We start from the raw sequence: 25,922 nt of genomic DNA on the forward strand, positions 1-25,922 counted from the left end.
TTGGAGTGAAAGAAATGGGCGTACCTTTACCAATTATCATTATGATTGCGATGATGATGCTAATGTTTGGTGTTTCTGTCATTATCATTATGAAGAAAAAAAATAATATTTTTACACAAACAATTGATCCAAAGCCTGAACAACATACGTCTCAGCAAAAGGAAGAGCAACGATGAAATACCCCTTTATTTGGCTCATCCAGTTTTATAGAAAGTTTATTTCACCTATGACGCCACCTACTTGTCGTTTTCATCCTACCTGTTCTTCTTATGGGCTCGAAGCTTTTCAAAAGCACGGTGCATTCAAAGGCTTCCTCTTAACCATTACACGTATATCCAAATGCCATCCATTTCATCCTGGTGGCTTTGATCCTGTGCCTGAAAAATGGCCTTCGAAAAAGAATTAATTTCGGAGGGCATTTTTTTCTTGTACTTTTTTAAGTTGTGCGTTATCATAATAACTGTTCTAAAAAACAAATCGTAATGATTACTATTTAAGAGAGGTATCTTACTTATATGAAAAAACTATCTGTATTATTGTTAGTCGCAGTTCTTGCTTTATTTACTGCCGCTTGTGGAGACAAATCGTCCACATCCCAAAAGACTGAGGAAAAAGATAAATTAAGTATTTATACAACGGTTTATCCATTAAGCTATTTTGCACAGCGCATTGGTGGAGATTATGTTGAAGTAGCTTCAATTTACCCAGCTGGTGCGAATGAACACACCTTCGAGCCAACTCAAAAAGATATGATGAAATTAGCAGATGCTGATATCTTTTTCTATATTGGCTTAGGACTTGAAGGCTTTGTAGAAAACGCTAAAAAAACTCTAGCGAACGAAGATGTCACAATGGTGGCAACTGCTGATGACGTTTCAGATGATAAATTAGCTGTAAGCACAGGACATGTTCATGCAGAAGAGGAAGAACATGAAGCAGACGCTCATGATGAGCATGAGCACGGTACAACCGAGGAAGAGCATGAACATGAAGGTGAAGAACATGGACATGAGGAGCATGAGCATGGCGATATCGATCCGCATGTTTGGTTATCTCCTACAATTAGTCAAGACTTAGCACTGGCTATCAAAAACACACTAGTTGAAAAAATGCCAGCTCAGGAGGCAACTTTTAACACAAATTATGATGCCTTAGTAAAAGAATTACAGGATTTAGATCAAGATTTCGAAGCAATGACTGACAAAGCACAAAATAAAACATTCTTTGTATCCCATGCTGCATTTGGCTATATTGCTGGTCAATACGGCTTAACTCAAGTGCCGATTGCTGGCTTGAATTCACAAAATGAGCCATCTCAAAAGGAATTAACAAAGATTGTAGACAAAGCAAATGAATTGCACATTCACTATATTTTATTTGAGCAAAATGTCTCTTCCAAATTAGCAGAGATTATTCAAAAAGAAGTTGGTGCAGAATCTCTTGTCTTGCATAATTTAAGCGTATTAACAGCTGATGATGAAAAAAATAAAGAAACCTATTTCACATTGATGCAAAAAAATATTCAAACATTAGAAAAAGCTTTAAGCGTTCAATAATATGAGCAAGGAGGTGCCCCTCTATTGGGACACCTCCTTTATTATGACGTATTTTTCTTGTGGCATCCGTTTTTCCGTTCGATAAAAAGACCCTAGCCACTTCATTGTATTTTGCTTAGTCACTTGCTTAGCTTTTGGCTGAAGGACAACAAAAGCCATTATACTACTTTCTACTAGCATCGGTGGCCACTCAGTAAAGTTAAACTGAACTAAATTGTCTTGTTTATTTGTTTTTTGAGTAACAAGCTTCATCGGCTGCTCCACTAATTGTTGTACGGCTAACCGATTTTCTCCGATGATTGATAACCCCATAATTTCATTCAATTGATGTTGTATAGGTGACGCTAAACTTTGTCTTTTTGTTTCTTCCTGTAAATCTATATATTTTTCGCTTGTTGCAGCAGGGAAACTTGCATAATCCCATGTATGATCTTGTGCTAATTGGCGATCCGACACTAAAAAATATTGATAGCGAACTTCTCCTTTACGATCAGGCAAAGGGTCATCCCATGTCACATCAATATGATACCAAGCATGATCAAGTTTCACTAATACCCAGGCATGTAGCTGTTCTCCTACTTTTCCTGGTACATATTGTACCTCAAAACCCAGCATTTCTAACATTCGATATAGCACTAAAGCATATGCCTGACAGACGCCCTTATTCTCCGTTAATAATGTATATGGAGAATATTGACTTCCTTCTGTTTCCTTAGAGTATTCCGCGGACAATACAATAAAATCATGTGCAGCCTGTAGTTTTTCTATGTCACTTAATCCATGCATAGGTGCAATAATATTTTCCAAAGTTTGCTCGACAAATAACGCCTCTGTTTGTGATAGATGGTACGTAAATGCAAAGGCAATGACAATATTATTGCTATAACCTTCGTACTTCCATTGGAAACTTGAAATATTAGTATAAATATAAGAGTTTTCAATTGCATTTTTAGTAATTTCTGTTAGTTCATCTTTTATCTCGGCTAAGTCACCAGTATAACGAATCGAGAATTCGGATGATAGATGCATAACTTCTTTATTAATGAGAGATTGTAGTGTTTCAATTGAATGAGCTGTTGCTACATCTTCTTTTTCATAGTTTGCAAATACTTGCACATGACTCATTTGTAGAACAAATAATATAATGACAACATTATATATATATTTCCTCATATGAGTCATTCTCCTTTACTAAATAGTTTATGCCTCTCTTTTTTTATTATGTTAATAAATGATTAATTTCATGCTAAAAGTTCAAATAAAAAAGAAGCCTTCCTTTTTAGAAGACTTCTTTCACGAAGTTTTTATTGTAATAATTTCCGTCTCAACAACTTATCCGCACCATTGCGCGGAAGACTTTCTGTAATAATCATTTCTTTAGGCACTTTATATTTAGCAAGTTTCTGTAAACAAAAGGCCTTTAGTTGCTCAACAGATACCTGCTCATTTAACACGATAAATGCAATGGGTACCTGACCCCATTGTTCATCAGGCATACCGCATACACCCGCCTCTTTGACAGCTGGGTGTGTGAGTAGTACATTTTCTATTTCTGCAGGATAAATATTTTCTCCCCCTGAAATGATTAAATCTGCCCTTCGATCAATGACGAATAAATAACCCTCTTCATCCACATAACCAATATCACCTGTATGAAGCCAGCCAGCCTTCGTTGCATTTTTTTGTGCAAAACGTCCAATATAGCCAGGTGTGACATGAGGACCTCGTATGCAAATTTCCCCTTCACCTTTAGCATTTGGCTCAGCAATCATTATTTGATTAAAAAATAAAGGCTTTCCAGCAGAACCAATTTTCCTCATAGCATCTTCACTTGCCAATGTGGCTGTTTGTGAGGAGGTTTCTGTCATCCCATACGTTTGTGCGACAGCTAAATTTAACGCATGTGCTCTCGCTAAATAATCAACGGGAACAGGTCCACCTCCAGCTAACATTAACTTAAAATAAGATGACGCTTTCGCATTGCGTTGCTCTAGCGTATGTAGAATTCGTTCCAAGGTCACCGCTACAACAGACATATGGGTGACATCCCCATCCATAATATTTTGTGCGATAGATTCCACATCAAATTGCTCATATAAAAAGATTTGATTTCCATATAGCAGTGAACGCACTAAAATGGAGAACCCACTAATATGGAATAAAGGGACCGCGCATAGCCAAACGTCCTGAGCCTGTAGCCCAATATTTAAAACGGAGGCAGTGGCACTAGCCTGATGATTTCCAACTGTTTGGCGAACCCCTTTTGGGAAGCCGGTTGTACCAGACGTATACATAATAGTTGTTGTTTGATGAAGAGGCCATTCCTTGACAATATCTACTGCACCCTCTGCACCCTTTTCAATTGCTGAAAATAAATGATAGGTTGTTTCAGATGGTAGCTTTTCTACATCCTCATCGGCAACTAATACCGATACAGCCTCTGAATCCTCTAGCTGATAAGCCAGCTCATCCTGTGATAGTCTACGATTAAGCATCACCATTTCACATTGCAGATGCATGCAGGCATACATCATGATTACAAGCTCAGGCTTACTTGGCCCCATAATAGCAATTCGATCACCCTGTTGAATACCGAGTGTCACTAATTGTCGAGCACGTTTTATTGATTCATCATTCAATTCTTGAAAAGTCCAGCTTTGCTTTTTAAAAGTAAGTGCCTTACGGAAAGGTGTTAAATAAGCTCTTTGTAAAATCCAGTTAGGATACATCTTTGTCACTCCAATCACCCTACATCTTAACGCTTTCCCATCTAGTTTGTCTATTATCCATGTAGTATCTAGCTTTTTAGTGAATACCTCTATCCTTCACCTCTTGAGTTCTATCCGCTACTTTGAGAGTTTTATCCACCTATTAGCCACTTCTATCCCCTATTTTTATCTTCAATCTGTTCAAGACATATAAAAAGCTCGTATCTCAAAAGATACGAGCTTTAAACCCCATACTAATCAAGGGAATCTTGGGAATTGACCGAAATCTGGTTGACGTTTTTCTTTGAATGCATCGCGGCCTTCTTTTGCTTCATCAGTTGTATAGTAAAGAAGTGTAGCGTCTCCAGCCATTTGTTGAAGACCTGCTAAACCATCTGTATCTGCATTCATCGCTGCTTTTAAGAAGCGTAGTGCAGTTGGTGACATTTGAAGCATTTCTTCACACCATTGAACTGTCTCATCTTCCAATTGCGCATAAGGCACAACTGTATTGACTAAGCCCATATCAAGTGCTTGTTGTGCATCGTACTGACGGCATAGGTACCAAATTTCGCGTGCCTTTTTATGACCAATAATACGAGCAAGATAGCCTGAGCCATAACCAGCATCGAATGAACCTACTTTTGGTCCAGTTTGTCCAAAGCGAGCATTGTCAGCTGCAATTGTTAAGTCACAGACAACATGTAAAACGTGACCTCCACCAATTGCGTAGCCAGCTACCATTGCTACTACAGGTTTTGGAATTACACGGATTAAACGTTGTAAATCAAGAACGTTTAGACGTGGAATTTCATCTTCTCCTACGTAGCCACCGTGACCGCGAACTTTTTGGTCTCCGCCTGAGCAGAAAGCATGTTCACCTTCACCAGTTAGAATAATAACACCGATATTTTTATCATCGCGTGCACGTGAGAATGCGTCAATCATTTCCATTACCGTTTTTGGGCGGAATGCATTACGCACTTCTGGACGGTTAATCGTAATTTTTGCGATACCGTTATAGAACTCATACTTAATATCTTCATAAGTATGTAATGTTGTCCATTGACGTGTCATTGAATTGCCTCCTATATCATTAAATTCGTCTCGTTTCTAGCGAGGCGCTAACGTAATCGTATATTACGTTAAATACTCCTCTACTATTGTAGCAAACTCAGCGGGATTTTCCACATGAATTGCATGTCCAGCGTCATTTACTGTTAAATGCTTAACAGTATTTAATAGCGCTTTCATTTCTAGTGCAATTTTACAATATTTCTCATCCAATGAACCTGTAATTAACAGGACAGGTATTTCTAGTTGCGACAATCTATCCCAATTTGAAGGTTGAACGCCTGTCCCGATACCTCTCAAGCTACCAGCAAGTCCCTCTTCTTTCTGTGATAGTCGCTCTTCTCGAATAGTTTCTCTTACAGTTTTAGGTAGACGTTGCTGTGAAGCAAAAAGCGGTATGCTTTCCCAAGCATTGACAAAGGACAGTACACCATTCGTCATTATTTTTTGCGCTAGTGCTTCATCTCGCTTACAACGTTCATTTTGCTCTTCCATTGTTCGCAAGCCAGGAGATGCACTTTCTAAAATGAGCTGATGTATACGAGCTGGATACGAAATGGCATAGGATAAAGCGATTCTTCCACCCATTGAATAGCCCAACAGCGTAAATTTCTCTAAATGAAGCTGGCAAAATAGTTCTTCTAAATCCTGTAATTGCTCCTCCATAGAAAAACGCTTTACGTGCTGTGGAATAGCTGTTTGACCATGTCCGATTAAATCAACGGCAATAACACGCACATGAGGTAGAGCTTGTGCTAGATTATGCCATGTTGCTGAGCTACCAGTAAATCCATGTAAGGCAACGACTGTATCTTCACCGTTTTCATTCCATATATCGACATGGGTTTCAAGACCACGAATCATCCACTTTGTCATGCTTTTAACTCCGCATTAATTCGATTCCATAGACCTCGATGTGCATTCACATTCTCGGTTCTATCTGTAAATATTTCAACTAATCGTAAAGAATGGTTTTTACATGTTGAAAATTTCTCAGAAAGCTCCGATATTGTTTCGACACGTACATAGTCCATATCATACATATGTGCAATGTCACGGAATTCAAGGGCTGTTGGTGTGCCAAATAAATCCTCATAGTGATCTTCAACAGTTGACTGTGGTAAATAGGAAAAAATACCACCACCATCATTATTCATCACAATAATCGTTAAGTTACATTCCTGATATCTGGAAGCAATGAGTCCATTCACATCATGTAAAAAGGCTAAATCACCAATCAGTAAATAACTTTCTCGATTATTTCCCTGACTGAAACCGATTGCTGTTGATACGACACCATCAATCCCGTTCGTTCCTCGATTGGCAAAAACACGTAGATCTTTCGGTGTAGCCAATAAAAATGTATCAATATCTCGTACTGGCATACTACTGCTAACGAAAATATCACTACCGTCAGGAATCATTTTGAGTAAACGACTGACTATAGCCCCTTCATCTTTTTCTACCTCTGCGTATTGTTCAATTAACATAGAAGCAAGCTGATTTGCTTTTTGCCATTCGACTAAGTATGTTTCCTCGATAGCCGTTTCAGTGATAGCTAATTCTGTTAGCCACTGATCGACATTCGCATGAATAAAATGCGTAGATACGCCTGTAGCATCTCTAAACATAGGGTCTTCATCGATAATCACATACGCATTTGGGCGTGACTTTGTAATAAATTGCATTATAAACTTCGAAACTGGTTGTGCCCCTATTCGGATTACTGTATCTGGTTGTACCAGTGCTTTGAAGTCATCACTCTTCATAATGGCATCATAGGTTGTCACGATAAATGGTAAACAATCCTCTGGTACGGATGTACGCATATTCGATAAACTTTCAACAATGACAGGCCACTTCAGCTGACGTACAAATTCCCAAACTATGGATAATTCTGTACCAAGAGCTAACTCACCAATGATCATAAAACCTCTTTTAGTTGATTGTATAATAGAGGATAGTTCCTGTTGATCCCCGCGTGTTGGGGTTAATTGTCCCATACTGCTGTGCTTAAACGTCACTGCTGGTAGCTCCTGCTGTAAATCAATTAATAGTGGTTCACGGAAAGGTACATTAATATGGACTGGTCCAAAAGGTGCGCTCATGGCAATGGCTACCGCACGAGCAAGATGACGCTCAATAAAAGGCAATGTTGGTTCAGCACCATCTGCTAACGGAAAATCAACACTCCACTTTACATGTGAACCATATAAATTGGGTTGGTTGATAGCCTGTGGGGCGCCTACCTCACGTAATTCATGTGGGCGATCAGCTGTTATAATGATTAATGGTACACGTGCATAGCTTGCCTCCACAATCGCAGGAAAATAGTTAGCTGCTGCTGTACCAGATGTACATAAAAGAACCACAGGCCTAGTAGTTGCCTTAGCAAGCCCTAGCGCAAAGAATGCTGCTGAGCGCTCGTCTACCTGCCGATACATTTTTACTTGTTTAGTAGAAGCAACCGCATAAGCAAGCGGTGTTGAACGTGAGCCTGGACTAACGACAACATTCTCTACACCAGCTTGCACTAGCGATGCGACCATTTTATAAACATAATCTGTTAGTATTTTTCGTTCACTCATGTAATTGTCCCCCTAGCGCACGAAGCATTGGACGGAATTTTACTAATGTTTCTTCATATTCAGATTGCGGCTCTGAATCTGCGACGATTCCACCGCCTGCATATAAATAAGCTTTATCATTTAGTAAGGCTGCTGAACGTATGGCAACTGCAAACTCACCGTTACCCTCTGCATCTAGCCAGCCTATTGGCGCAGCATACAGTCCCCGATTCATCGGCTCATATTTACGGATGGCTGCCAATGCTTCTTTGCGTGGTACACCACCTAAAGCGGGTGTTGGATGTAATGATTTAGTCAATTGTAAGATTGTTGCATCCTGATTTAACTGACCTTCAACAGGCGTATACAGATGTTGAATATCTCGTATTTTTAACAAGCGTGGTCTATCTGGCACCGTCATGTCCACACAATTTTTACGGAATGTTTCCGCAATCATATCCACAACATACTGATGTTCTCCGCCATTTTTAGGGTCATTTAATAAACTTTGTCCAAAAGCCTCATCTTCCTCTGCAGTCTTACCTCGTTTAATTGAGCCAGCAACACAAGAAGAAAATGCTCGACCATCTTCTACTTTCACAAGTCGTTCAGGTGATGCTCCGAAAAATAATAAATGTCTATGCTCTAAACCAAATAAATAGCTTTCTGGTTGTTCATGAATAATTTGAGAAAGTACTTGTGGTGCGGATACATACTCTTTAAATTGCAAAGCAAGTGATCGTGCAATGACCACTTTATCTGCCTTTTTCTGTTTAATTAATGCTGTCACTTGATCGATTGAGGCTAAATAAGGCTCTTTATATGGTTCAAAATAACTTATGATTTCAGGTTTTGTATACGTTTTCACTTCTTTAACCTGAGCTGCATGGATTAAATGATCGCGCTCTTTTCTTAGCGCTTCGAACTGATCCTCAGCCTGTTGGTCTTGTGTCAAAAGGTGAATACTTACGTATGCTTTATCATCGCGTATCACCAGTTGAAACGTTGCTAATGCAAAATAAGCCTCTGGGAAATCCGTCCATTCCCCGTCTACATTATTTTGAGGATCAAATGTAAAACCGCCAAACAAAATTGGTTGTAACGCTTGTTGACCTTTTGGACAGTTTTTCGTTATGTTTTTCCATTCCGCTTCAACTGCATCAAAGCGGTTTTCTTTAGCGTTGTTTTGAATAGTATGAGCATGTCCTAGCCCAACTAATGTCATTGTTTTTTCTCTATTTTGCCAATAAAATCGTTCACCTTTATAACATTCCTCGCCAGCTGCATAGAACGCCAGTGCAGATAGACGACTTACTTCAATTGTTTCCATATAAAAATGAAGGCTTTGGCCCAAAGAGTCCACTTCTACTTCTGTGGCTTGGTACCACTTCTGTTGCATGAAAATTACCTCCGTTGTTGCAATGTACATAATGAATGATGGTTAAATAACACATCATATTTTAGTTGGCAACACGTTATTCGTACTGTTGCTAATTGTTCTTTTTTATTTTCAGTTCATAAATGCATGTTCTATTGTATCACTTTTTTTCATTAAACAGTATGTAATAAGCTGTGAACCTACCCATTTTCTCAATCTTCGTTTAAAATAAGAAGAGTCGACAACATTTGAAGGAGAGAAAGACCTTATGACCAAAGTCATTGAAGCTGATAGGGGTTTTAAAGTGTGGTGGCATTTAACACGTCCACATACTTTAACCGCTTCATTTGTTCCTGTATTCCTAGGAACAGCAATTGCCTTAGCAATTGAAAAAGAAACAATTGATTTTGGACTATTTTTTGCTATGCTCATTGCAAGTATGCTTATACAAGCAGCAACGAATATGTTCAATGAATATTATGATTACAAATTAGGATTAGATAACGAGCATTCCGTCGGGATTGGCGGAACGATTGTCCGTCATGGTGTACAGCCAAAAACAATTATGATGATTGCATTAAGCTTTTATGCTATTGCCATGCTTCTTGGCATTTACATATGTGCCTCAACATCTTGGTGGTTAGCTGTTGTCGGACTTGTTTGTATGCTTATTGGCTTTTTATATACAGGTGGACCATACCCAATCGCCTATTCGCCATTTGGTGAAATTGTTTCTGGCGCAGTAATGGGGATGGGCATTGTATTAATTGCCTTCTATATTCAAGCGCTTACAGTAACACTAGATGCTGTCTTGCTCTCTGTACCAAGCATGATTTTAGTCGGTGCCATTATGCTATCGAACAATATACGTGATATTGTTGGCGATACAGAAGGCGGACGAAAAACTTTAGCTATTTTGGTAGGACGTGATAATGCAATTTCCGTGTTATCAGGCTTTTTTATCGTCTCTTATTTATGGGTGATTGCTCTTGTAGCAGTTGATGGTATTACTTTTTGGGCATTAATCATCTTCCTAAGTGTTCCAAAACCATTACGTGCCATTCAAATTTTCCGAGACAAAAAAGAAGCCAAAGAGGTAATGCCTGCGATGAAATATACAGCGCAAACAAATACATTCTTCGGCTTCCTATTAGGAATCGGTTTATTAATTCATTATTTCTTTTATTAAGATGCGGCAGCCTTAACGGGTTGCTGCTTTTTTTACATAGCGTCGGAAATTTTGGCTTGCAATACCATACACTTCTTCATCTGAAAAGCGTGTACGTAATGCCTCTAGTAAATTTTGTGCCTCTCCTGCATGGGCTAAGCCACTGACAGTCCTATCAATCCCATCAAAATCGGAGCCTAATCCAATATGCTCCACACCTACCAGTTTAGCTAAATGCTCCACATGCCCCACTAAATGGTCTAGTGTTGCACCTTTGCCTATAAAGAGTGGGAAATAAACTACATGGATATGTCCTCCCGCCTCAACAAGTGCCTTTGCCTGGGCATCAGTTAAGTTACGCGGGTGATCACATAGTGCACGTGCATTACTATGGCTTGCAATAATATGCTTTGCAAGCGGCAAGACATCCCAAAAGCTTTGCTCATTTAGATGGGACACATCAATAATAATATCGCGTTCATTTAATAATTGTATAACTTCTTTACCAAATGGCTTTAAACCAAGAGTTGCATCCTGTTCAGCACCATGGGCCACTGCATTTTCTTCATTCCATGTTAAACCTACCAACTTCACCCCTGCATCCAGTACAGCTGTCAGTTTTGTTAAATCTTCGCCAATGGCACTACAGCCCTCTAAGCTTAAAATGGCTCCTATTTCGTGTGGAGCTAATTGATCTAACTGTGCCCAATCTGTAATATGCACCATGCCCTCTGTTTGTAATACGTGAGTATGGAATGCTTCGATTTGGCGCATGACCTCAAGAAATTGCAAATTTTGTGGGATTTTTGGGTCAATAAAGATAGCGAACACTTGCGCCTCTACTTGCCCTAATTGCAATCTTTTTTGATTAGCATGTATTCGTACATCCTCAGCAAAATTAGCCGTTTCAAGAGTAGTTAACTTTAAAAGCGCATCACAATGTAAATCAATAATCTTCATATCCTCACCTCTACAGTTATTATACTGCTTCTGCGAGGAAAAACTTACTAAATTTTATCCTGTGGTGTATCAGAAGAGCCGAATTCCTCCAGCTCAATAAAATCATCTGATTTTGGTGTCGAAGAAAGAACATCTTCTTCCACTGGTCGTAAATTGTCTTCTTTCTTTTCTGCATGTTCCACACATGTCAGAGCTTGCGGCATTGCCTCTAAGCGACCAATTGGAATTTCTTTACCACAGACGGTACAATTGCCATATGTACCGTCTGCCATTGCTTGAAGAGCTTCTTTTATTTCTTCAGCATTATCACCACGATGCTCATCAATAGCCATTTCTGTAAGCTGATCCGTTAAATCACTTGCATTATCAGCTGGATGATTATCATAATTCGATAATTCTGTCGCTTGAGGTCGCTCTGATTCTTCTATTCGTTGTTCTATTTCTTGTAATTCTTGCTCTAGTTGTCTTTTTAATTGTTGCATTATTTGTTGATCCACAATAATCTCCTCCTCATGCTTTCATTTTTTCCTATTTTACGATTTCTAAAACATGTCAGCATAAGGAAGACCTATTTACTTACTTGTATAAGCTATAATGGCGTCATGCAAAAATTGCGCTGCTCCTGTTTCACCACGCTCATCATAATAAGCTGTAAAGCGTTCATCGGCAATATACATTTGTGCCAGCCCTGCATGTGCCTCTTTGGAATACTCTTTCCACGTAAAGTTGAGCCAGCGTTTATGCAACTCTGCAACTTCCATTGCAATGTCACTTGTTGTATCTCCAAGTTTCATTGCCTCTGCTAAACGTTCAAACATTTGCTGTTCTAGCTGTTGCATCGCTTGATATTGTTGCTCCGTCATGTTCATAAGCTTAGCATTGGATGCATCCACTATTTCATTCCCATATTTCTCACGGATTTCTTTGCCGTACTGCTTTTCGTTATTCTCAATTAACTTTTCTTTAAAGCCTTTAAATTTTTCTTCATTAGACAATGGTTGTTCCTCCTCAATGGATTGTATTGTTTTTTCTACTGTCTGTAAGATCGTTTCCAACTGCTCTTTGCGTTGAAGCAAAGCAGCTCTATGTGTTTTGAGCGCCTCAGCATGCTGAAAATTTGGTGCTTGAATAATAGCCTGAATTGTCGCTAATTTCATATCCAAAGCACGATAAAATAAAATCTGCTGCAACATATCGACCTCCCATTGGCCATAAAATCGATAACCTACCTCATTGGTTCTTGCTGGTTTCAGCAATCCAATTTCATCATAATAACGCAATGTTCTTGTACTAACGCCCGATAGTTGAGCAAGCTCCTGAATGGTATATTCCATCTCATCACCTCCACTAATGCTACTGTAAGCTTTGACGCAACGTTAAGGTCAAGAGTTAAAATAAAAAAATTTAATTAAACTTAATTATACTTTCAAATCCTTTTACAAAAGGAAAATAGCAAACTAGTAAATCACTAGTTTGCTATTGATTCGCATATTTCCCATGCCATACTATTTCTCGATAACTCTCTTTATCTGTATCACCCTCTGTATTAATAAACAGCACCCTTGCCTGTTCATTTAGGTGCAAGGCATGTTTTAATTCCTTATATTGTTCATTAGTCATTATTTCATAAAAGCAACCAAATGGCGCCGCTCCTGATTCACCAGCTATAATGCGAGTGTCTGTAGCTAAAGGATTTCCTAGAACGCGCATACCTGTTGCTGCTATTTCTTCCTCACAGGAGATACTTATTTTTGTGTAGGCTTTTAAGATTTGCCAAGCCTGTGGATTCGGTTCACCACAAGCAAGACCTGCCATTATAGTTTGCATCTCCCCACCAACAGTGACAAATTGATCTGTATTTTTCTTAAAGCTTTCATAATAGCAATTAGCGACATGTGGCTCAACCAAGACAAATGTAATATCCTGCTCATAGTATTGCTGTAAAAATGCTACTACTGCTCCGGCAAAGGACCCCACACCAGCTTGCAAAAATACATGTGTTGGGGCTTGCTGAATCTGTTCATCAATCTCCTGTACAAGGGTTGTATACCCCTGCATAATCCATAATGGAATTTCATCATAGCCTTGCCACATTGTATCCTGAATCAAAACCCAACCATTTTCTAGTGCAAGCTGTGAGGTATAACGAACAGTATCGTCATAATTCATTGTCGTAATTTCAGCAAAAGCCCCTTCACTTTTAATATGCAGTAACCGCTCAGCGGCGCTACCAGCTGGCATATATATTCTTGCTTGAAAACCCAGTTCTCTTGCAGCCCATGCCACACCACGACCATGATTTCCATCAGTCGTTGAAATAAATGTTAAATTGCCTACTTGCGCTCTTACTTCTGGAGTTTTTAACTGTTCAAACGATAGCTCCTCTATATTCCTTCCAAGCTTATTGGCAACATATTGCGCAATTGCATAAATACCTCCTAAAACTTTAAAGGCATTTAAACCAAATCGATAAGATTCATCTTTAATCATAATTTTTTCTACATCTATATATGAAGATAGTGCCTCAAGATGATGGAGTGGTGTCTTCTCAAATTGCTCATATGTACGCTGAAATTGACCAACTTTCCTCACTTGATCTAGTGAAAAATATGGAAGTATTGCTGTTGCTTGTTTTATATGATCTTGCTCTAAATAATGCTGATTATAAACCCACCTTAATTTTTCCTTCATCGCCATCCCCCTCAATTTACGGTCAATATCTACATCATAGTCTATCTAACTTACAAGTACCAGGAGAGTATATATTAGGAAGTAAAAAAACTATACATTTATCGAACATCGATAAATGTATAGTTTATAAGTAAATTATTTAACAAAGATTTCTTTCACTTGATCTAGCATAATATTCGCAGCTAAAATGCCTCCAGCCGTATTCCAAATGACATCATCCACCTTATGTGCATTGCCTTTTTGGACTGCTGTTAAGTTTTTCCAAAGCGGGTCTTGTGTCCACTCTTGTTCAGTTGCTAGTGCTGAATCATCGCCTGTTGGCATGTACGTGAAGTAGAAAATAACATCCCCATCCATTTGAGGGATCGCTTCTTTCCCTACTTCAATCGCTAAGTTTCCTAGTTTAGCATTATCTTTAAATAAATCTGCTTGCGCTGCAACACGTTTAAATCCTAAAGCATCAAAAATCACACCTGAGAATGAATCTGTGTAATAGATACGAGATTTATCGGCCATAAAGCGTACAAACGAAACTTCTTGGTTGGTTTGTTCTCCAAGTTCTTCTTTCAGAGCTTGTAACTTATCTTCGTAAGCTTTTAGAACTTCTTCACCTTTTGTTTCTTGATTTACTGCTTTAGCGTATAATTTAAAATTCTCTTTCCAGTCACCACGTAATGTATCAGAAAACACAGTTGGAGCAATTTTGCTAAGTTTAGCATAATCTTTTTCTTGTCGTAATTTATTGCCAATGATTAAATCTGGCTTTAAAGAAGCAATTTTTTCGATATTTATTTCATGTTCAATACCGACAACCTCTACACCTTCCATTTGATCCTTGATGTGATCATACCATGGATCGCCTGTCCAAGATTGAACAGCACCTACTGGTTTAATACCTAGAGCTAATAATGCCTCTGTTCCTTCATTAGTTAAAACAACGATACGTTTTGGTGTGTCTTTTACTTCAGTTGTTCCCATTGCATGGTCAACACTGTAAGCATTGCTTTCTTTTGTACTTTCTTCTTTGGCATTATCTTTAGAAGTACCGCATGCTGCCAGAACAAAAATAGCAACCACAGCTAGTAAAACTAATAGTTTTTGAAAAGCTTTTTGCACCTTTTCTTCCTCCATTGTATATGATAAAATATTTAAGCATATTTGACGAGAATGAAAATCACTTTCATCTGTCTAAGAACGATATTAATCGTATTGTATGTAACTATCAATGTCAATAACTAATTTAATAATTTTCCAAGAAAAGAGTACACGTTAAATATGATATTAAAAAATAATTATTCTAAAATGATTGCTTTACTAGTAGGAGTCATACTATTACTTCTTTCTATGGGGATCAGTATTGTGTATGGTTATGCAAATACTTCTATTCAAACTACGTATGAATCTTTTAGACAATTTAACAATTCAAATGAGCATCTTATTATTCAAAATGTTCGAATTCCAAGAGCTCTTATTGCCAGTTGCGTTGGTGCTTCATTAGCTATTACAGGCGTGCTTATGCAGACCTTAACGAAAAATCCATTAGCCTCTCCTGGAATTTTGGGCATTAATGCAGGAGCAGGCTTTGCTGTTGTCTTTGCCATGATTTTTTTCCACATTTCAAGCTTGCAATCTTTTGCGTGGATTGCATTTCTTGGTGCAGCAATCGCTGCTTTATCCGTTTATGGAATTAGTTTCTCAGGTAGAGATGCTGTTACTCCAGTGAAAATAACTTTAGCTGGTGCTGCCATCAGTGCCCTATTTGCATCATTTACGCAAGGTTTACTCGCTACAAATGAAGCAGAGCTTGATCAAGTTTTGTTTTGGTTAGCAGGTTCTGTACAAGGTAGAAAACTTGAAATTCTACTATCTGTTCTACCGTATCTAGTAATTGGGTGGATTGCTGCCCTCATCATTTCCCCCAAAATGAATATTCTCGCTCTTGGCGATGATGTAGCAAGAGGTCTTGGTTTACGTTTAGGACTTATGAAGATATTGGTCGGTCTTATTGTTATTTTTTTAGCAGGGGGAGCAGTTGCAATTGCTGGCCCCATTGGTTTTATAGGGATTGTCGTTCCCCATTTTGCGCGCAAGTTTGTCGGCACTGATCATCGATGGCTTATTCCTATGGCTGCTTTACTTGGGGGGATACTTTTATTGCTGGCTGATGTTGCGGCTCGTTATATTATCATGCCACAAGAAGTTCCAGTAGGCGTCATGACTGCTATGATTGGCACACCATTCTTTATTTACCTTGCGCGAAAAGGTGGAAAAAAATAATGAAACATGTAAAAACAATTCGTTTACTTCAACAAAAAATTTCATTTTTAATAGATGTACAAGCTATAAAAAAATTAACAGTGATTTGCATACTAACTCTTGCCGTGTTCTTTCTTAGTGCATCATTTGGTGATTCATTCATCAATCCATTTAAAGTTTTACAAGCTTTTTTTGGTTACGGCTCAGATTTTGATCAACTGATTATTATTGATTTTCGAATGCCTCGAATTTTCATGGCCTTGTTTGCTGGAATGGCGTTAGCCGTCGCAGGTGCAGTTTTACAAGGAATCATTAAAAATCCACTTGCCTCACCTGATATAATCGGCATATCTGCTGGTGGTGGGGCAGCGGTTGTTGGTTTCTTAGCCATTTTCAGTGATTCTAATCACTCTTTAACAGTTAGTATAGAGTGGTTGCCATTAGCAGGATTCATAGGTGCTACTATCGTCGGATGTATAGTCTACCTATTTGCTTGGAAAGATGGTGTCACACCAAATCGTCTTGTCTTAATCGGTATTAGCGTGTCGGCATTCATGCAAGCAGTTACTACAATGTTAATGATTATCGGCCCAATTTATCAAGCAAGTGAAGCGAATAAATGGATTACGGGTAGTGTCAAAAGTTCGGATTGGGATCAAGTACAAATCGTTGTTCCATTGATTTTTGTACTTCTACTTATCACCTTTTTTATTACTCGGCAGTTAAATGTTCAAGAATTAGGTGATGATACAGCATCAAGCCTAGGGCAGCCTGTTCAAAAAACACGCCTTTACTTAATTCTATTATGCTCCAGTTTAGTAGCGAGTGCCATAGCATTTGCTGGTGCTATTGGGTTTGTAGGATTAATGGCTCCTCATATTGCACGACGCATTGTTGGTTCATCGTTCGGTGTACTTATTCCGGCATCCGCAGCAATTGGTGCATTGCTTGTAATGGTTGCAGATATTATAGGTCGTACAGCATTTAGCCCATTAGAAGTACCCGCAGGCGTCTTTACTGCTGCTATCGGTGCTCCTTACTTTATCTATTTATTATTTAGAAACCCTAAAAAATAAAGGAGTCTATACTACATGACTGAATCTTTATTAACCAAATCTCTAACATTAAGTTATGGTGATTTCAATATTATCGAAGATCTCAATTTATCTATTCCTTTGAATGAAATTACTGTATTAATCGGAGCGAATGGCTGTGGTAAATCCACACTCTTACGCTCCATTGCTCGATTATTAAAACCTAAAAAAGGCTCCGTTTTATTAGACGGTGAGGATATTTTTAAATTATCTACAAAACAAGTGGCTAAAAACCTCTCTATTCTTCCTCAATCTCCTGTTGCACCAGAAGGCTTAACTGTCCTACAACTTGTGAAACAAGGTCGCTATCCTTACCAAAGTTGGCGACAACAGTGGACTGAAAAGGATGAAGAAATCGTTTTAAGCGCTTTAAAAGCTACAGGTACAGAGCATTTACAAGATAGACCAGTAGATGAGCTATCAGGAGGACAACGTCAACGTGCTTGGATAGCTATGACGCTTGCTCAAGATACAGATATCATTCTTTTAGACGAGCCTACGACATACTTAGATTTAACTCATCAAATAGACGTTTTAGATTTACTATTCGAATTGAACCAACAGCAAAAGCGAACTATTATTATGGTACTACATGATATTAATCTTGCTTGTCGCTATGCCGATCATATTATTACAGTGCGTGACCGTGGTGTCTATCGTCAAGGGAAACCAGAAGAAATTATGACCACTGATTTAGTTAATCATGTGTTTGACCTTGATTGCCAAATGACGACAGATCCAATCTTTGGTACACCTCTTTGCATCCCATATGGAAAAGGACGAAAAATTTAATCACTAATTTAAAAAACAACAAACAAGCCTACACAGTTTAATCATTCTGTGTAGGCTTTCATTTATTATAGCTATGTTATAAATCTAAATATCAAGTAAATTAAAAAGTGCAGTAGATGTAAATTCATCTACTGCACTTAGTATGACCCGTACGGGATTCGAACCCGTGTTACCGCCGTGAAAGGGCGGTGTCTTAACCACTTGACCAACGGGCCCATGGCGGAGAAGGAGGGATTTGAACCCTCGCGCCGGTTACCCGACCTACACCCTTAGCAGGGGCGCCTCTTCAGCCTCTTGAGTACTTCCCCAAAATAAAAATGGCTCCGAAGGCAGGACTCGAACCTGCGACAACCTGATTAACAGTCAGGTGCTACTACCAACTGAGCTACTTCGGAATAATGGTGGGCCTAAATGGACTCGAACCATCGACCTCACGCTTATCAGGCGTGCGCTCTAACCAGCTGAGCTATAGGCCCTTGGAGCGGGTGATGGGAATCGAACCCACGACATCAGCTTGGAAGGCTGAGGTTTTACCATTAAACTACACCCGCATAAATGGTGGGTCAGGACGGAATCGAACCGCCGACACTTAGAGCTTCAATCTAATGCTCTACCAACTGAGCTACTGACCCATTTCGTCCATGCTAAGCTTGCTCACTTTTTTGCTTCTCATGACTTTTATTTTAAAAATGGCGGTCCCGACCGGGATCGAACCGGCGATCTCCTGCGTGACAGGCAGGCATGTTAACCGCTACACCACGGGACCTTTTGGTTGCGGGGGCCGGATTTGAACCAACGACCTTCGGGTTATGAGCCCGACGAGCTACCACTGCTCCACCCCGCGATAATTTTATGTTGTTTCGAGTTTTTAAAGCACCATTTATAAAAATTTAAAACTGGAGGAGGTAGAGGGATTCGAACCCCCGCGCGGTGTTACCCGCCTGTCGGTTTTCAAGACCGATCCCTTCAGCCAGACTTGGGTATACCTCCGTTACAATATATAAATGGTGGACCTTGCAGGACTCGAACCTGCGACCGGACGGTTATGAGCCGTCTGCTCTAACCAACTGAGCTAAAGGTCCTTTAAGATGGCGGCAGAGGGGATCGAACCCCCGACCTTACGGGTATGAACCGTACGCTCTAGCCAGCTGAGCTACGCCGCCAGGATCTTTATACTGGTTAATTTACTTATGGTGGAGCCTAGCGGGATCGAACCGCTGACCTCCTGCGTGCAAGGCAGGCGCTCTCCCAGCTGAGCTAAGGCCCCATAATCTTTTTGGAAATGGTCGGGAAGACAGGATTCGAACCTGCGACCCCTTGGTCCCAAACCAAGTGCTCTACCAAGCTGAGCTACTTCCCGTTGTTCTTTTGGCGCGCCCGACAGGAGTCGAACCCATAACCTTCTGATCCGTAGTCAGACGCTCTATCCAATTGAGCTACGGGCGCATTTAAAATGGTGCCGAGGACCGGAATCGAACCGGTACGGTAGTCACCTACCGCAGGATTTTAAGTCCTGTGCGTCTGCCAGTTCCGCCACCCCGGCACATTTGGAGCGGAAGACGAGGTTCGAACTCGCGACCCCCACCTTGGCAAGGTGGTGTTCTACCACTGAACTACTTCCGCATGTGCATAAGCTTTTTTATCTGGCAATGAAAATAATGGTGCGGGTGAAGGGAGTCGAACCCCCACGCCTTGCGGCGCTAGATCCTAAGTCTAGTGCGTCTGCCAATTCCGCCACACCCGCTTATTATTATTTATAAATGGTGAGCCATGAAGGACTCGAACCTTCGACCCTCTGATTAAAAGTCAGATGCTCTACCAACTGAGCTAATGGCTCGAAAAAATGGTGCCGGCTATAGGAATCGAACCCACGACCTACTGATTACAAGTCAGTTGCTCTACCTGCTGAGCTAAACCGGCATATGGTGGAGGATGACGGGCTCGAACCGCCGACCCTCTGCTTGTAAGGCAGATGCTCTCCCAGCTGAGCTAATCCTCCTGGGTATTATGCCTAGCGACGTCCTACTCTCACAGGGGGAAGCCCCCAACTACCATCGGCGCTAAAGAGCTTAACTTCCGTGTTCGGTATGGGAACGGGTGTGACCTCTTTGCCATCATCACTAGACTTTGTTATGTATCTTGTTTTGAAGTTGTTTACCTGTCCTTCAAGACAAGAATTATTGTATAACGTTTTCTAACATTGTGCAATACTTTTTTATAAAAAAAAGAAATTATTACTTTTTAAAGATATTTTTGTTAAGTAAGAGAAAATATTGCCCTGCAAAATATTATAGCAATTGTTGGTTCAAAAGAAAACAATTATTTTATTTGGCCGATATTATTAACTTATAATCTATTTCACTACAAGTGAAGAATATAGATAATCCTTCACTCGTCTTTTCGTTAAATATTTGAAAGCTCTATTTTTAATTTTACAATATCCTCAAGTGTAGTGGAAGGACCAAAAGATATTCTAAAAAATTGGCGTGCCGCTTCCAAAGAGAACCCCATTGATAGAATAGCCTTTGTTCCCGATTCACTATGAATATCACATGCACTTCCTGTAGAGATACAGATTCCCGCCTCATTTAACTTTAAAAGAACATATTGCCCCTCTACTTTTTCCATCATTACCCCACAAATATTAGGTAGTTGCTGTTTACACTCAACGAGCTGACATTTTTCAGGTAAATTATTTTCAAAATAATTTCTTAGCGTTTCATAATGTTGCAATTCATATTGATAGTTTTCAATTGCCGCGGCAAAGGCCACGATTGCAGGAGTATCTAATGTCCCCCCTCTAAGACCCCTCTCATGTGTCAAACCTGGTGTTAATGCAGGTACTCTGATTGCAGGGTTCAGATATATAGCACCACAGCCCTTTGGTCCGCCTATTTTATGAGCCGAGATGGTAATCGCATCTACCCCTTTTGGTATAGCTAGTTTGCCAAATGATTGTACACAATCAACATGACAGAATATATTTGATTTTCTTGCCATCTTTACGATTTTCTCTACAGGCTGGATTGAACCAATTTCAGAATTGACATGTTGAATGGTAATCAAAGCAGTCTCTTCCCGGATTGCTTGTTGCAATTGCCCCAGATCAACACAACCATCCTTCTGCAAAGGTAATTTTGTTACAGTAAAGCCCTTTTTCTCAAGTGTATTCAAAGCCGCATGCACTGACGTATGCTCAGCTTGAGATGAAATAATGTGTTTTCCTTTTTTTGAGGCTAGCGCTAACGACAAGATGGCTATGAGATTTCCTTCTGTTCCACTACCCGTAAAAATTACGCCATCACTAGTTACACCTAGGGCTTGGGCTACAACCTCCCTTGATTGCTGGACAAAATAAAAAGCTTGTCCGCCTAAATCATGCAAACTCGCACTATTTCCATAATACCGTTGTGCCACCTCTACATATGCCTCAAGAGATTCCCTCATCATAGGTGATGTTGCAGCATAATCCATATAAATCATCGTCTTCTTCCTCTCTTGTTCATCAGGTCTTGTTTTCTTTTATATTTTATGTAAAGATAAGTGTCAAGACAACTGTAAAGAAGGTATAACGATGGATGTAAAGACAGACGTCCTTATAATTGGTAGTGGTATTGCTGCACTTCAGGCTGCTTTAGTGCTTGAAAAACATTTTCAAATACAAATTGTTACAAAATCATCTATATATATGAGTAGTTCTTATCGTGCACAAGGTGGGATTGCTGCTGTTACCAGTGAGGAGGATCATATTCAACATCATATTGCTGATACATTGAAAGCTGGAGAGTATCATCATGAGAAAAGGCATGTTAAAACACTTATAAAAAATGGCACTGAGATTATGCAAAACTATCTAAAGGATGGCCTCCCTGTTGATCGGCAGGTCGATGGAAAACCTGCTCTAGGACTTGAAGGAGCACATAGTCATCATCGTATTCTACATGCAGGTGGTGATCGTACTGGTCAGATTTTCATAGATTACTTGCTTCATAAACTTTCGCCCAAAACAAAGATCAATTGCTATGAAATGGCTTATGAGCTTTTACGGAATACAGATGGTGACTGTGTAGGAGTACTAACTAAAGGAGAAAAAGGTACAAAACGTTATTTGGCTCATCATGTTATTTTAGCGACAGGTGGCGCAGGTGCCCTTTATTCAAGTACATCTAATTTTCCAACTAATACAGGGGATGGGATCGCATTAGCATTTCGAGCAGGCGCTGCCATTAGTGATATGGAATTTATGCAATTTCACCCGAGTCTTCTGTGGTGTAAAAATGAAGCAAAGGGATTAGTTTCTGAAGCTGTCAGAGGGGCTGGTGGTATTTTTGTTAATGCCCAGCATCAGCCCATTATGACAGGTTTACATGCTCAACTTGACCTAGCACCAAGACATATTACTGCACTTGCCCTATTTACAAAACGTGCAGCGGGTGAAGAAACGTTTATTGATATCACTAACATTCAAGACTTTGAAGCAAAGTTTCCAACAATTGCTCAGCTGTGCCATGTTCATCACGTTCATTTACAAGATGGTCTAATCCCCGTGGCTCCAGGAAGTCATTTCTTGATGGGTGGTGTTATTGCTGATGACAAAGGAAGAACTACTATACCGAACTTATATGCAGTCGGTGAGGTTGCCTGTACAGGCGTACATGGTGCGAATCGTTTAGCAAGTAACTCCCTATTGGAAGGTATTACATTTGGTCAAAAAATGGCGCAGTTCATTATTCAAAAAGGGTGTCATCAAAAAAACTTTTTACTGGAAAAGCATCAATGTCCTGATAAAATGCCACCTTTATTTAGCAAACCCCAATTACAGCAACACATGATGCGGTTCCTAGGTATTGTTAGAAATATTGATGACTTGCAACATTTTGTAAAGCAACTACCCTCCTTGCAATCACTTATTCAAGTTAATTTAAAGGGTCTAGAACTAGCTGAGTTGGAATTATTTATGATGCATGTAGTCGCCACATTAATGGCACATGCAGCAATTACGCGAACGGAAACAAGAGGAGCTCATATTCGGAAGGATAAATCCGAAATGAAATCACAATGGGCAAGTCGATGGATTATTTTTTCGCAAGGACAAATGAAAGTGAGGAACTCATTGTATGAATATCATCAAACTTGAGGAAATGCTCAAGCAATTTTTTAATGAGGATTTAGGAGATGGAGATTTATCGAGTGAATTTATCTTTTCAGCCGAACAACAGGGAGCTTTTTCTTTTTACGCGAAAGAAAGCGGAATTTTTTGTGGGGCTAACATTATTGAGCATGGCTTTCTCTTACTCGATCGATCAATCGAAGTCAACCTTCATACAAAAGATGGAGAGATGGTGAAGTCAGGTGATGTACTCGCTGTGATTAAAGGTCCCTTACAAAAATTATTAATCGGTGAGCGTGTCATTTTAAATCTTATTCAACGTATGTCTGCTATTGCAACGGCTGCCCATCTTGCCGTTCAAGAAACAGTAGGTACTCACGCAAAAATATGTGATACGCGTAAAACACTACCAGGACTGCGTATGCTAGATAAATATGCTGTTAGAATTGGTGGTGCTTTTAATCATCGAAATGGCCTGTATGACGCAATTATGCTAAAGGACAATCATATTGCCTTTGCTGGTAGCATTACAAAGGCAGTTCAGACCGCTAGAGCGAAAGTCGGTCATACCGTAAAAATTGAAGTTGAAATTGAAACAAAAGAACAATTAGAAGAAGCTATCAACGCAGGAGCAGATATTATTATGTTTGATAACCGTAGCCCAGAAGAAATCCGTGCATGGCTTCCCATTGTTCCTCCCACTATTGCGACTGAAGCATCTGGGGGCATCACACTTGAAAATTTAAAGGCTTATGCCCAAACGGGTATTCAATGGATTTCACTTGGCTCCTTAACACATTCAGTTAAAGCTTTTGATATTAGTGCACTCGTTCAAATGAAAGGAGATCATTCCCTTGTCCATCACTAGTTTATTACAACAGACGACATTACTCCCAGAGCATTATCGGGCACTATCTGTAAAGGAAATGGAATCTCGTATTTTATCAATAAAGAAAAAATTAGGTCCTAAATTATTTATTCCTGGCCACCATTATCAAAAAGATGAAGTCATTCAATTTGCAGATGCAACTGGGGATTCTTTACAGTTAGCTCAATTATCCGCAGCAAATAAGGAAGCTGAACACATCGTATTTTGCGGTGTACATTTTATGGCAGAGACTGCTGATATGCTGACAACGAAACAGCAACATGTCTATTTACCAGATATGCGCGCTGGATGTTCAATGGCTGATATGGCTGATATTTATCAAACTGAACAAGCATGGCCAATTCTTCAAGAACTCTTTGGTGATACGATTATTCCTCTAACCTATGTTAACTCAACTGCGGCTATTAAAGCCTTTACTGGAAGACATGGTGGTGCTTGTGTCACTTCATCGAATGCAAAGGAACTTGTTCAATGGGCTTTTACCCAAAAACAGCGTATCTTCTTTTTACCTGACCAACATTTAGGAAGAAATACTGCCTATGATTTAGGTATACCTCTTGAAAATATGGCTGTTTGGAATCCGCATAAGAACTTGCTCGAAACAAAAGAGCCACTTGAAAATATCCAGGTTATTCTTTGGAAGGGTCACTGCTCTGTGCACGAAGGTTTTACTGTTCAACATACAGAGGTTATTCGCAAAGAACACCCGACTATGAGGATAATTGTTCACCCTGAGTGCAGCCGTGAAGTGGTTGCAGCGGCTGATGATGCAGGCTCCACAAAATACATTATTGATACAATCAATCGAGCTCCAAGCGGATCTGCATGGGCAATTGGAACAGAAATGAACCTTGTCAATCGCATTATTAAGCAGCATCCTGATAAACATATTGTCTCCTTAAACGAAAACTTTTGTCCTTGTTTAACAATGAATCGAATTGACCTTCCACATTTGTTATGGAGCTTAGAAAGTATTGAGCAAGGTCAACCTCATAACCGTATACAAGTAGATGAATATACTACCTCTGAAGCACTTAGTTCACTTGAAAGAATGCTAGCCAGAGGATAAATAGTTAAAACTTTTTAAACAGAAAGGTTGAAGATATAACCTTTCTGTTTTTGTTGACATAACACCTACTTCTAATAGTGCTAATGGCTTCCATTTGCGCCCCGCATTGCTATAATTGACACGACTTTATGCTCCATGATACTGTCAATTTGGAGGTGATACTAAATGGCTTTTCAATCGAAAAATATCTTTATCAATTTACCAGTAAAAGATCTAAACAAATCTATCAGTTTTTTTAAGGAATTAGGTTTTGAGTTCAATCAACAATTCAGTGATGAAACAACAGCCTCAATGATTATTAGCGAAAATATCTTCGTATTAATAATGGTTGAAGAACGATTTAAAGGATTTAGTAAGAAAGAAGTTACAGATACTACTACTTCTGCAGAAGCAATCTTATGTCTCTCTGCTGAAAACCGAGAACAAGTAGATCAATTAGTGAATAAGGCACTTGCCTCTGGTGGTAAACCTTATAGTGAACCACAAGATCACGGATTTATGTATGGTTGGGGTTTTCAAGATGTAGATGGGCATATCTGGGAAGTAGTTTATATGGATGAAAATGCATTGAATCAAGAGTAAATTTTGTATCTATGAATATCAAAAAACA

General features: G+C 39.5%; 23 protein-coding genes, 20 tRNA genes and 1 rRNA gene. 11 read left to right on the forward strand and 33 right to left on the reverse strand.

Going from position 1 to position 25,922, the window contains the following annotated elements; all coding sequences use genetic code 11:
- Positions 1-14: 14 nt before the first annotated feature.
- From MKY76_RS17635 to MKY76_RS17645, 3 genes are all read left to right on the forward strand, one after another.
- Positions 15-176 (forward strand): hypothetical protein, encoded by a 162-nt coding sequence (locus MKY76_RS17635; RefSeq protein WP_004225927.1) that lies wholly within the window; start codon positions 15-17, stop codon positions 174-176.
- Complete coding sequence (gene yidD / locus MKY76_RS17640) at positions 173-406, forward strand: membrane protein insertion efficiency factor YidD (protein ID WP_016992521.1); 234 nt, start codon at positions 173-175, stop codon at positions 404-406. The genes MKY76_RS17635 and yidD overlap by 4 nt, the downstream gene beginning before the upstream one ends.
- A 109-nt stretch (positions 407-515) precedes the next feature.
- On the forward strand, positions 516-1,556 hold the full coding sequence (locus MKY76_RS17645; protein WP_342556909.1) for a zinc ABC transporter substrate-binding protein: 1,041 nt from the start codon (positions 516-518) through the stop codon (positions 1,554-1,556).
- Between the two features lie 21 nt (positions 1,557-1,577).
- Here the strand turns inward: MKY76_RS17645 and MKY76_RS17650 are convergent, their stop codons facing one another.
- The 6 genes from MKY76_RS17650 to MKY76_RS17675 form a co-directional block, all read right to left on the reverse strand.
- On the reverse strand, positions 1,578-2,729 hold the full coding sequence (locus MKY76_RS17650; protein ID WP_342556910.1) for a transglutaminase domain-containing protein: 1,152 nt from the start codon (positions 2,727-2,729) through the stop codon (positions 1,578-1,580).
- A gap of 131 nt (positions 2,730-2,860) precedes the next feature.
- Positions 2,861-4,285, reverse strand: a complete 1,425-nt coding sequence (locus MKY76_RS17655; RefSeq protein ID WP_259948583.1) for an o-succinylbenzoate--CoA ligase — start codon at positions 4,283-4,285, stop codon at positions 2,861-2,863.
- A gap of 237 nt (positions 4,286-4,522) precedes the next feature.
- Positions 4,523-5,341 carry a 1,4-dihydroxy-2-naphthoyl-CoA synthase gene (menB, locus tag MKY76_RS17660; RefSeq protein WP_004225917.1) on the reverse strand — a complete coding sequence of 273 codons (819 nt, stop codon included), beginning with the start codon at positions 5,339-5,341 and terminating at the stop codon, positions 4,523-4,525.
- Between the two features lie 63 nt (positions 5,342-5,404).
- Positions 5,405-6,214 (reverse strand): 2-succinyl-6-hydroxy-2,4-cyclohexadiene-1-carboxylate synthase, encoded by an 810-nt coding sequence (gene menH, locus MKY76_RS17665; RefSeq protein WP_342556911.1) that lies wholly within the window; start codon positions 6,212-6,214, stop codon positions 5,405-5,407.
- A complete protein-coding gene (gene menD / locus MKY76_RS17670; protein WP_342556912.1) occupies positions 6,211-7,926 on the reverse strand; it encodes a 2-succinyl-5-enolpyruvyl-6-hydroxy-3-cyclohexene-1-carboxylic-acid synthase in 1,716 nt (571 codons plus the stop codon). The genes menH and menD overlap by 4 nt, the downstream gene beginning before the upstream one ends.
- Entirely contained in the window at positions 7,919-9,304 is a 1,386-nt protein-coding gene (locus tag MKY76_RS17675; RefSeq protein ID WP_066038112.1) for an isochorismate synthase, read from the reverse strand. The genes menD and MKY76_RS17675 overlap by 8 nt, the downstream gene beginning before the upstream one ends.
- 247 nt (positions 9,305-9,551) lie before the next feature.
- Here MKY76_RS17675 and MKY76_RS17680 point away from each other — a divergent pair, with 247 nt between their 5' ends.
- Complete coding sequence (locus tag MKY76_RS17680; RefSeq protein WP_054549900.1) at positions 9,552-10,472, forward strand: 1,4-dihydroxy-2-naphthoate polyprenyltransferase; 921 nt, start codon at positions 9,552-9,554, stop codon at positions 10,470-10,472.
- Positions 10,473-10,484: 12 nt separating this feature from the next.
- Here MKY76_RS17680 and MKY76_RS17685 read toward each other — a convergent pair whose 3' ends face one another.
- The 5 genes from MKY76_RS17685 to MKY76_RS17705 form a co-directional block, all read right to left on the reverse strand.
- Positions 10,485-11,411 carry a dipeptidase gene (locus MKY76_RS17685; protein WP_066038114.1) on the reverse strand — a complete coding sequence of 309 codons (927 nt, stop codon included), beginning with the start codon at positions 11,409-11,411 and terminating at the stop codon, positions 10,485-10,487.
- A gap of 47 nt (positions 11,412-11,458) precedes the next feature.
- Positions 11,459-11,908, reverse strand: a complete 450-nt coding sequence (locus MKY76_RS17690) for a TraR/DksA C4-type zinc finger protein (RefSeq protein ID WP_054549898.1) — start codon at positions 11,906-11,908, stop codon at positions 11,459-11,461.
- Between the two features lie 75 nt (positions 11,909-11,983).
- The gene (locus tag MKY76_RS17695; protein ID WP_342556913.1) at positions 11,984-12,745 is read right to left on the reverse strand and encodes a MerR family transcriptional regulator; all 762 of its coding nucleotides are present in this window, start codon (positions 12,743-12,745) and stop codon (positions 11,984-11,986) included.
- 142 nt (positions 12,746-12,887) lie between these two features.
- A complete protein-coding gene (locus tag MKY76_RS17700; protein ID WP_342556914.1) occupies positions 12,888-14,102 on the reverse strand; it encodes a diaminopropionate ammonia-lyase in 1,215 nt (404 codons plus the stop codon).
- A 135-nt stretch (positions 14,103-14,237) separates the two neighbouring features.
- Positions 14,238-15,233: an iron-siderophore ABC transporter substrate-binding protein gene (locus tag MKY76_RS17705; protein ID WP_048391036.1), complete on the reverse strand. Its 996-nt coding sequence runs from the start codon at positions 15,231-15,233 to the stop codon at positions 14,238-14,240.
- A 144-nt stretch (positions 15,234-15,377) separates the two neighbouring features.
- Between MKY76_RS17705 and MKY76_RS17710 the strand changes: the two genes are divergently transcribed.
- Genes MKY76_RS17710 through MKY76_RS17720 form a run of 3 tightly spaced genes read left to right on the forward strand, consistent with a single transcriptional unit; the run spans position 15,378 to position 18,244 of the window.
- Positions 15,378-16,379 carry an iron ABC transporter permease gene (locus MKY76_RS17710; protein ID WP_048391034.1) on the forward strand — a complete coding sequence of 334 codons (1,002 nt, stop codon included), beginning with the start codon at positions 15,378-15,380 and terminating at the stop codon, positions 16,377-16,379.
- Positions 16,379-17,434 (forward strand): iron ABC transporter permease, encoded by a 1,056-nt coding sequence (locus MKY76_RS17715; RefSeq protein WP_342556915.1) that lies wholly within the window; start codon positions 16,379-16,381, stop codon positions 17,432-17,434. The genes MKY76_RS17710 and MKY76_RS17715 overlap by 1 nt, the downstream gene beginning before the upstream one ends.
- A gap of 15 nt (positions 17,435-17,449) precedes the next feature.
- Complete coding sequence (locus MKY76_RS17720) at positions 17,450-18,244, forward strand: ABC transporter ATP-binding protein (protein ID WP_054549894.1); 795 nt, start codon at positions 17,450-17,452, stop codon at positions 18,242-18,244.
- 143 nt (positions 18,245-18,387) lie between these two features.
- Here MKY76_RS17720 and MKY76_RS17725 read toward each other — a convergent pair.
- From MKY76_RS17725 to MKY76_RS17830, 22 genes are all read right to left on the reverse strand, one after another.
- Positions 18,388-18,459: transfer RNA gene (locus tag MKY76_RS17725), tRNA-Glu, on the reverse strand.
- A gap of 2 nt (positions 18,460-18,461) precedes the next feature.
- Positions 18,462-18,552: transfer RNA gene (locus MKY76_RS17730), tRNA-Ser, on the reverse strand.
- 10 nt (positions 18,553-18,562) lie between these two features.
- Positions 18,563-18,639, reverse strand: a tRNA-Asn gene (locus tag MKY76_RS17735).
- Positions 18,640-18,643: 4 nt separating this feature from the next.
- A tRNA-Ile gene (locus MKY76_RS17740) sits at positions 18,644-18,720 on the reverse strand.
- A gap of 1 nt (position 18,721) precedes the next feature.
- Positions 18,722-18,795 (reverse strand) — tRNA-Gly (locus MKY76_RS17745).
- Positions 18,796-18,800: 5 nt separating this feature from the next.
- Positions 18,801-18,876: transfer RNA gene (locus tag MKY76_RS17750), tRNA-Phe, on the reverse strand.
- 58 nt (positions 18,877-18,934) lie between these two features.
- Positions 18,935-19,010: transfer RNA gene (locus tag MKY76_RS17755), tRNA-Asp, on the reverse strand.
- Positions 19,011-19,013: 3 nt separating this feature from the next.
- Positions 19,014-19,088: transfer RNA gene (locus MKY76_RS17760), tRNA-Met, on the reverse strand.
- A 53-nt stretch (positions 19,089-19,141) separates the two neighbouring features.
- Positions 19,142-19,234 (reverse strand) — tRNA-Ser (locus tag MKY76_RS17765).
- A gap of 15 nt (positions 19,235-19,249) precedes the next feature.
- Positions 19,250-19,326 (reverse strand) — tRNA-Ile (locus tag MKY76_RS17770).
- 7 nt (positions 19,327-19,333) lie between these two features.
- A tRNA-Met gene (locus MKY76_RS17775) sits at positions 19,334-19,407 on the reverse strand.
- Between the two features lie 28 nt (positions 19,408-19,435).
- Positions 19,436-19,511: transfer RNA gene (locus MKY76_RS17780), tRNA-Ala, on the reverse strand.
- Positions 19,512-19,527: 16 nt separating this feature from the next.
- Positions 19,528-19,604: transfer RNA gene (locus tag MKY76_RS17785), tRNA-Pro, on the reverse strand.
- Between the two features lie 9 nt (positions 19,605-19,613).
- Positions 19,614-19,690 (reverse strand) — tRNA-Arg (locus tag MKY76_RS17790).
- An 8-nt stretch (positions 19,691-19,698) separates the two neighbouring features.
- A tRNA-Leu gene (locus tag MKY76_RS17795) sits at positions 19,699-19,787 on the reverse strand.
- 5 nt (positions 19,788-19,792) lie between these two features.
- A tRNA-Gly gene (locus tag MKY76_RS17800) sits at positions 19,793-19,867 on the reverse strand.
- Between the two features lie 36 nt (positions 19,868-19,903).
- Positions 19,904-19,988, reverse strand: a tRNA-Leu gene (locus MKY76_RS17805).
- Positions 19,989-20,005: 17 nt separating this feature from the next.
- Positions 20,006-20,081: transfer RNA gene (locus tag MKY76_RS17810), tRNA-Lys, on the reverse strand.
- 7 nt (positions 20,082-20,088) lie between these two features.
- A tRNA-Thr gene (locus MKY76_RS17815) sits at positions 20,089-20,164 on the reverse strand.
- A 3-nt stretch (positions 20,165-20,167) separates the two neighbouring features.
- A tRNA-Val gene (locus tag MKY76_RS17820) sits at positions 20,168-20,243 on the reverse strand.
- 10 nt (positions 20,244-20,253) lie between these two features.
- Positions 20,254-20,369 (reverse strand): 5S ribosomal RNA (gene rrf, locus MKY76_RS17825).
- Positions 20,370-20,647: 278 nt separating this feature from the next.
- Positions 20,648-21,718, reverse strand: a complete 1,071-nt coding sequence (locus MKY76_RS17830; protein ID WP_342557918.1) for a cysteine desulfurase family protein — start codon at positions 21,716-21,718, stop codon at positions 20,648-20,650.
- A gap of 100 nt (positions 21,719-21,818) precedes the next feature.
- Between MKY76_RS17830 and nadB the strand changes: the two genes are divergently transcribed.
- From nadB to MKY76_RS17850, 4 genes are all read left to right on the forward strand, one after another.
- Positions 21,819-23,381, forward strand: a complete 1,563-nt coding sequence (gene nadB, locus MKY76_RS17835; protein ID WP_048395908.1) for an L-aspartate oxidase — start codon at positions 21,819-21,821, stop codon at positions 23,379-23,381.
- Positions 23,362-24,222, forward strand: coding sequence for a carboxylating nicotinate-nucleotide diphosphorylase (gene nadC / locus MKY76_RS17840; protein ID WP_048395910.1), 861 nt, complete (start codon positions 23,362-23,364; stop codon positions 24,220-24,222). The genes nadB and nadC overlap by 20 nt, the downstream gene beginning before the upstream one ends.
- Entirely contained in the window at positions 24,209-25,312 is a 1,104-nt protein-coding gene (gene nadA / locus MKY76_RS17845) for a quinolinate synthase NadA (RefSeq protein ID WP_259951314.1), read from the forward strand. The genes nadC and nadA overlap by 14 nt, the downstream gene beginning before the upstream one ends.
- A gap of 165 nt (positions 25,313-25,477) precedes the next feature.
- Entirely contained in the window at positions 25,478-25,894 is a 417-nt protein-coding gene (locus tag MKY76_RS17850) for a VOC family protein (RefSeq protein ID WP_048395913.1), read from the forward strand.
- The last annotated feature ends 28 nt before the right edge of the window (positions 25,895-25,922 follow it).

This window comes from Lysinibacillus sp. FSL P4-0201 (genome assembly GCF_038593425.1).
GTDB classification, from domain to species: Bacteria; Bacillota; Bacilli; order Bacillales_A; family Planococcaceae; genus Lysinibacillus; species Lysinibacillus capsici.

Excerpts from the sequence above, each read along its gene's own strand:
- MKY76_RS17635 (WP_004225927.1), top strand. The coding sequence starts at position 15 with ATGGGCGTACCTTTACCAATTATCATTATGATTGCGATGATGATGCTA.
- yidD (WP_016992521.1), top strand. The coding sequence starts at position 173 with ATGAAATACCCCTTTATTTGGCTCATCCAGTTTTATAGAAAGTTTATT.
- MKY76_RS17645 (WP_342556909.1), top strand. The coding sequence starts at position 516 with ATGAAAAAACTATCTGTATTATTGTTAGTCGCAGTTCTTGCTTTATTT.
- MKY76_RS17650 (WP_342556910.1), bottom strand. The coding sequence starts at position 2,729 with ATGAGGAAATATATATATAATGTTGTCATTATATTATTTGTTCTACAA.
- MKY76_RS17655 (WP_259948583.1), bottom strand. The coding sequence starts at position 4,285 with ATGTATCCTAACTGGATTTTACAAAGAGCTTATTTAACACCTTTCCGT.
- menB (WP_004225917.1), bottom strand. The coding sequence starts at position 5,341 with ATGACACGTCAATGGACAACATTACATACTTATGAAGATATTAAGTAT.
- menH (WP_342556911.1), bottom strand. The coding sequence starts at position 6,214 with ATGACAAAGTGGATGATTCGTGGTCTTGAAACCCATGTCGATATATGG.
- menD (WP_342556912.1), bottom strand. The coding sequence starts at position 7,926 with ATGAGTGAACGAAAAATACTAACAGATTATGTTTATAAAATGGTCGCA.
- MKY76_RS17675 (WP_066038112.1), bottom strand. The coding sequence starts at position 9,304 with ATGCAACAGAAGTGGTACCAAGCCACAGAAGTAGAAGTGGACTCTTTG.
- MKY76_RS17680 (WP_054549900.1), top strand. The coding sequence starts at position 9,552 with ATGACCAAAGTCATTGAAGCTGATAGGGGTTTTAAAGTGTGGTGGCAT.
- MKY76_RS17685 (WP_066038114.1), bottom strand. The coding sequence starts at position 11,411 with ATGAAGATTATTGATTTACATTGTGATGCGCTTTTAAAGTTAACTACT.
- MKY76_RS17695 (WP_342556913.1), bottom strand. The coding sequence starts at position 12,745 with ATGGAATATACCATTCAGGAGCTTGCTCAACTATCGGGCGTTAGTACA.
- MKY76_RS17700 (WP_342556914.1), bottom strand. The coding sequence starts at position 14,102 with ATGAAGGAAAAATTAAGGTGGGTTTATAATCAGCATTATTTAGAGCAA.
- MKY76_RS17705 (WP_048391036.1), bottom strand. The coding sequence starts at position 15,233 with ATGGAGGAAGAAAAGGTGCAAAAAGCTTTTCAAAAACTATTAGTTTTA.
- MKY76_RS17710 (WP_048391034.1), top strand. The coding sequence starts at position 15,378 with ATGATATTAAAAAATAATTATTCTAAAATGATTGCTTTACTAGTAGGA.
- MKY76_RS17715 (WP_342556915.1), top strand. The coding sequence starts at position 16,379 with ATGAAACATGTAAAAACAATTCGTTTACTTCAACAAAAAATTTCATTT.
- MKY76_RS17720 (WP_054549894.1), top strand. The coding sequence starts at position 17,450 with ATGACTGAATCTTTATTAACCAAATCTCTAACATTAAGTTATGGTGAT.
- MKY76_RS17830 (WP_342557918.1), bottom strand. The coding sequence starts at position 21,718 with ATGGATTATGCTGCAACATCACCTATGATGAGGGAATCTCTTGAGGCA.
- nadB (WP_048395908.1), top strand. The coding sequence starts at position 21,819 with ATGGATGTAAAGACAGACGTCCTTATAATTGGTAGTGGTATTGCTGCA.
- nadC (WP_048395910.1), top strand. The coding sequence starts at position 23,362 with ATGAATATCATCAAACTTGAGGAAATGCTCAAGCAATTTTTTAATGAG.
- MKY76_RS17850 (WP_048395913.1), top strand. The coding sequence starts at position 25,478 with ATGGCTTTTCAATCGAAAAATATCTTTATCAATTTACCAGTAAAAGAT.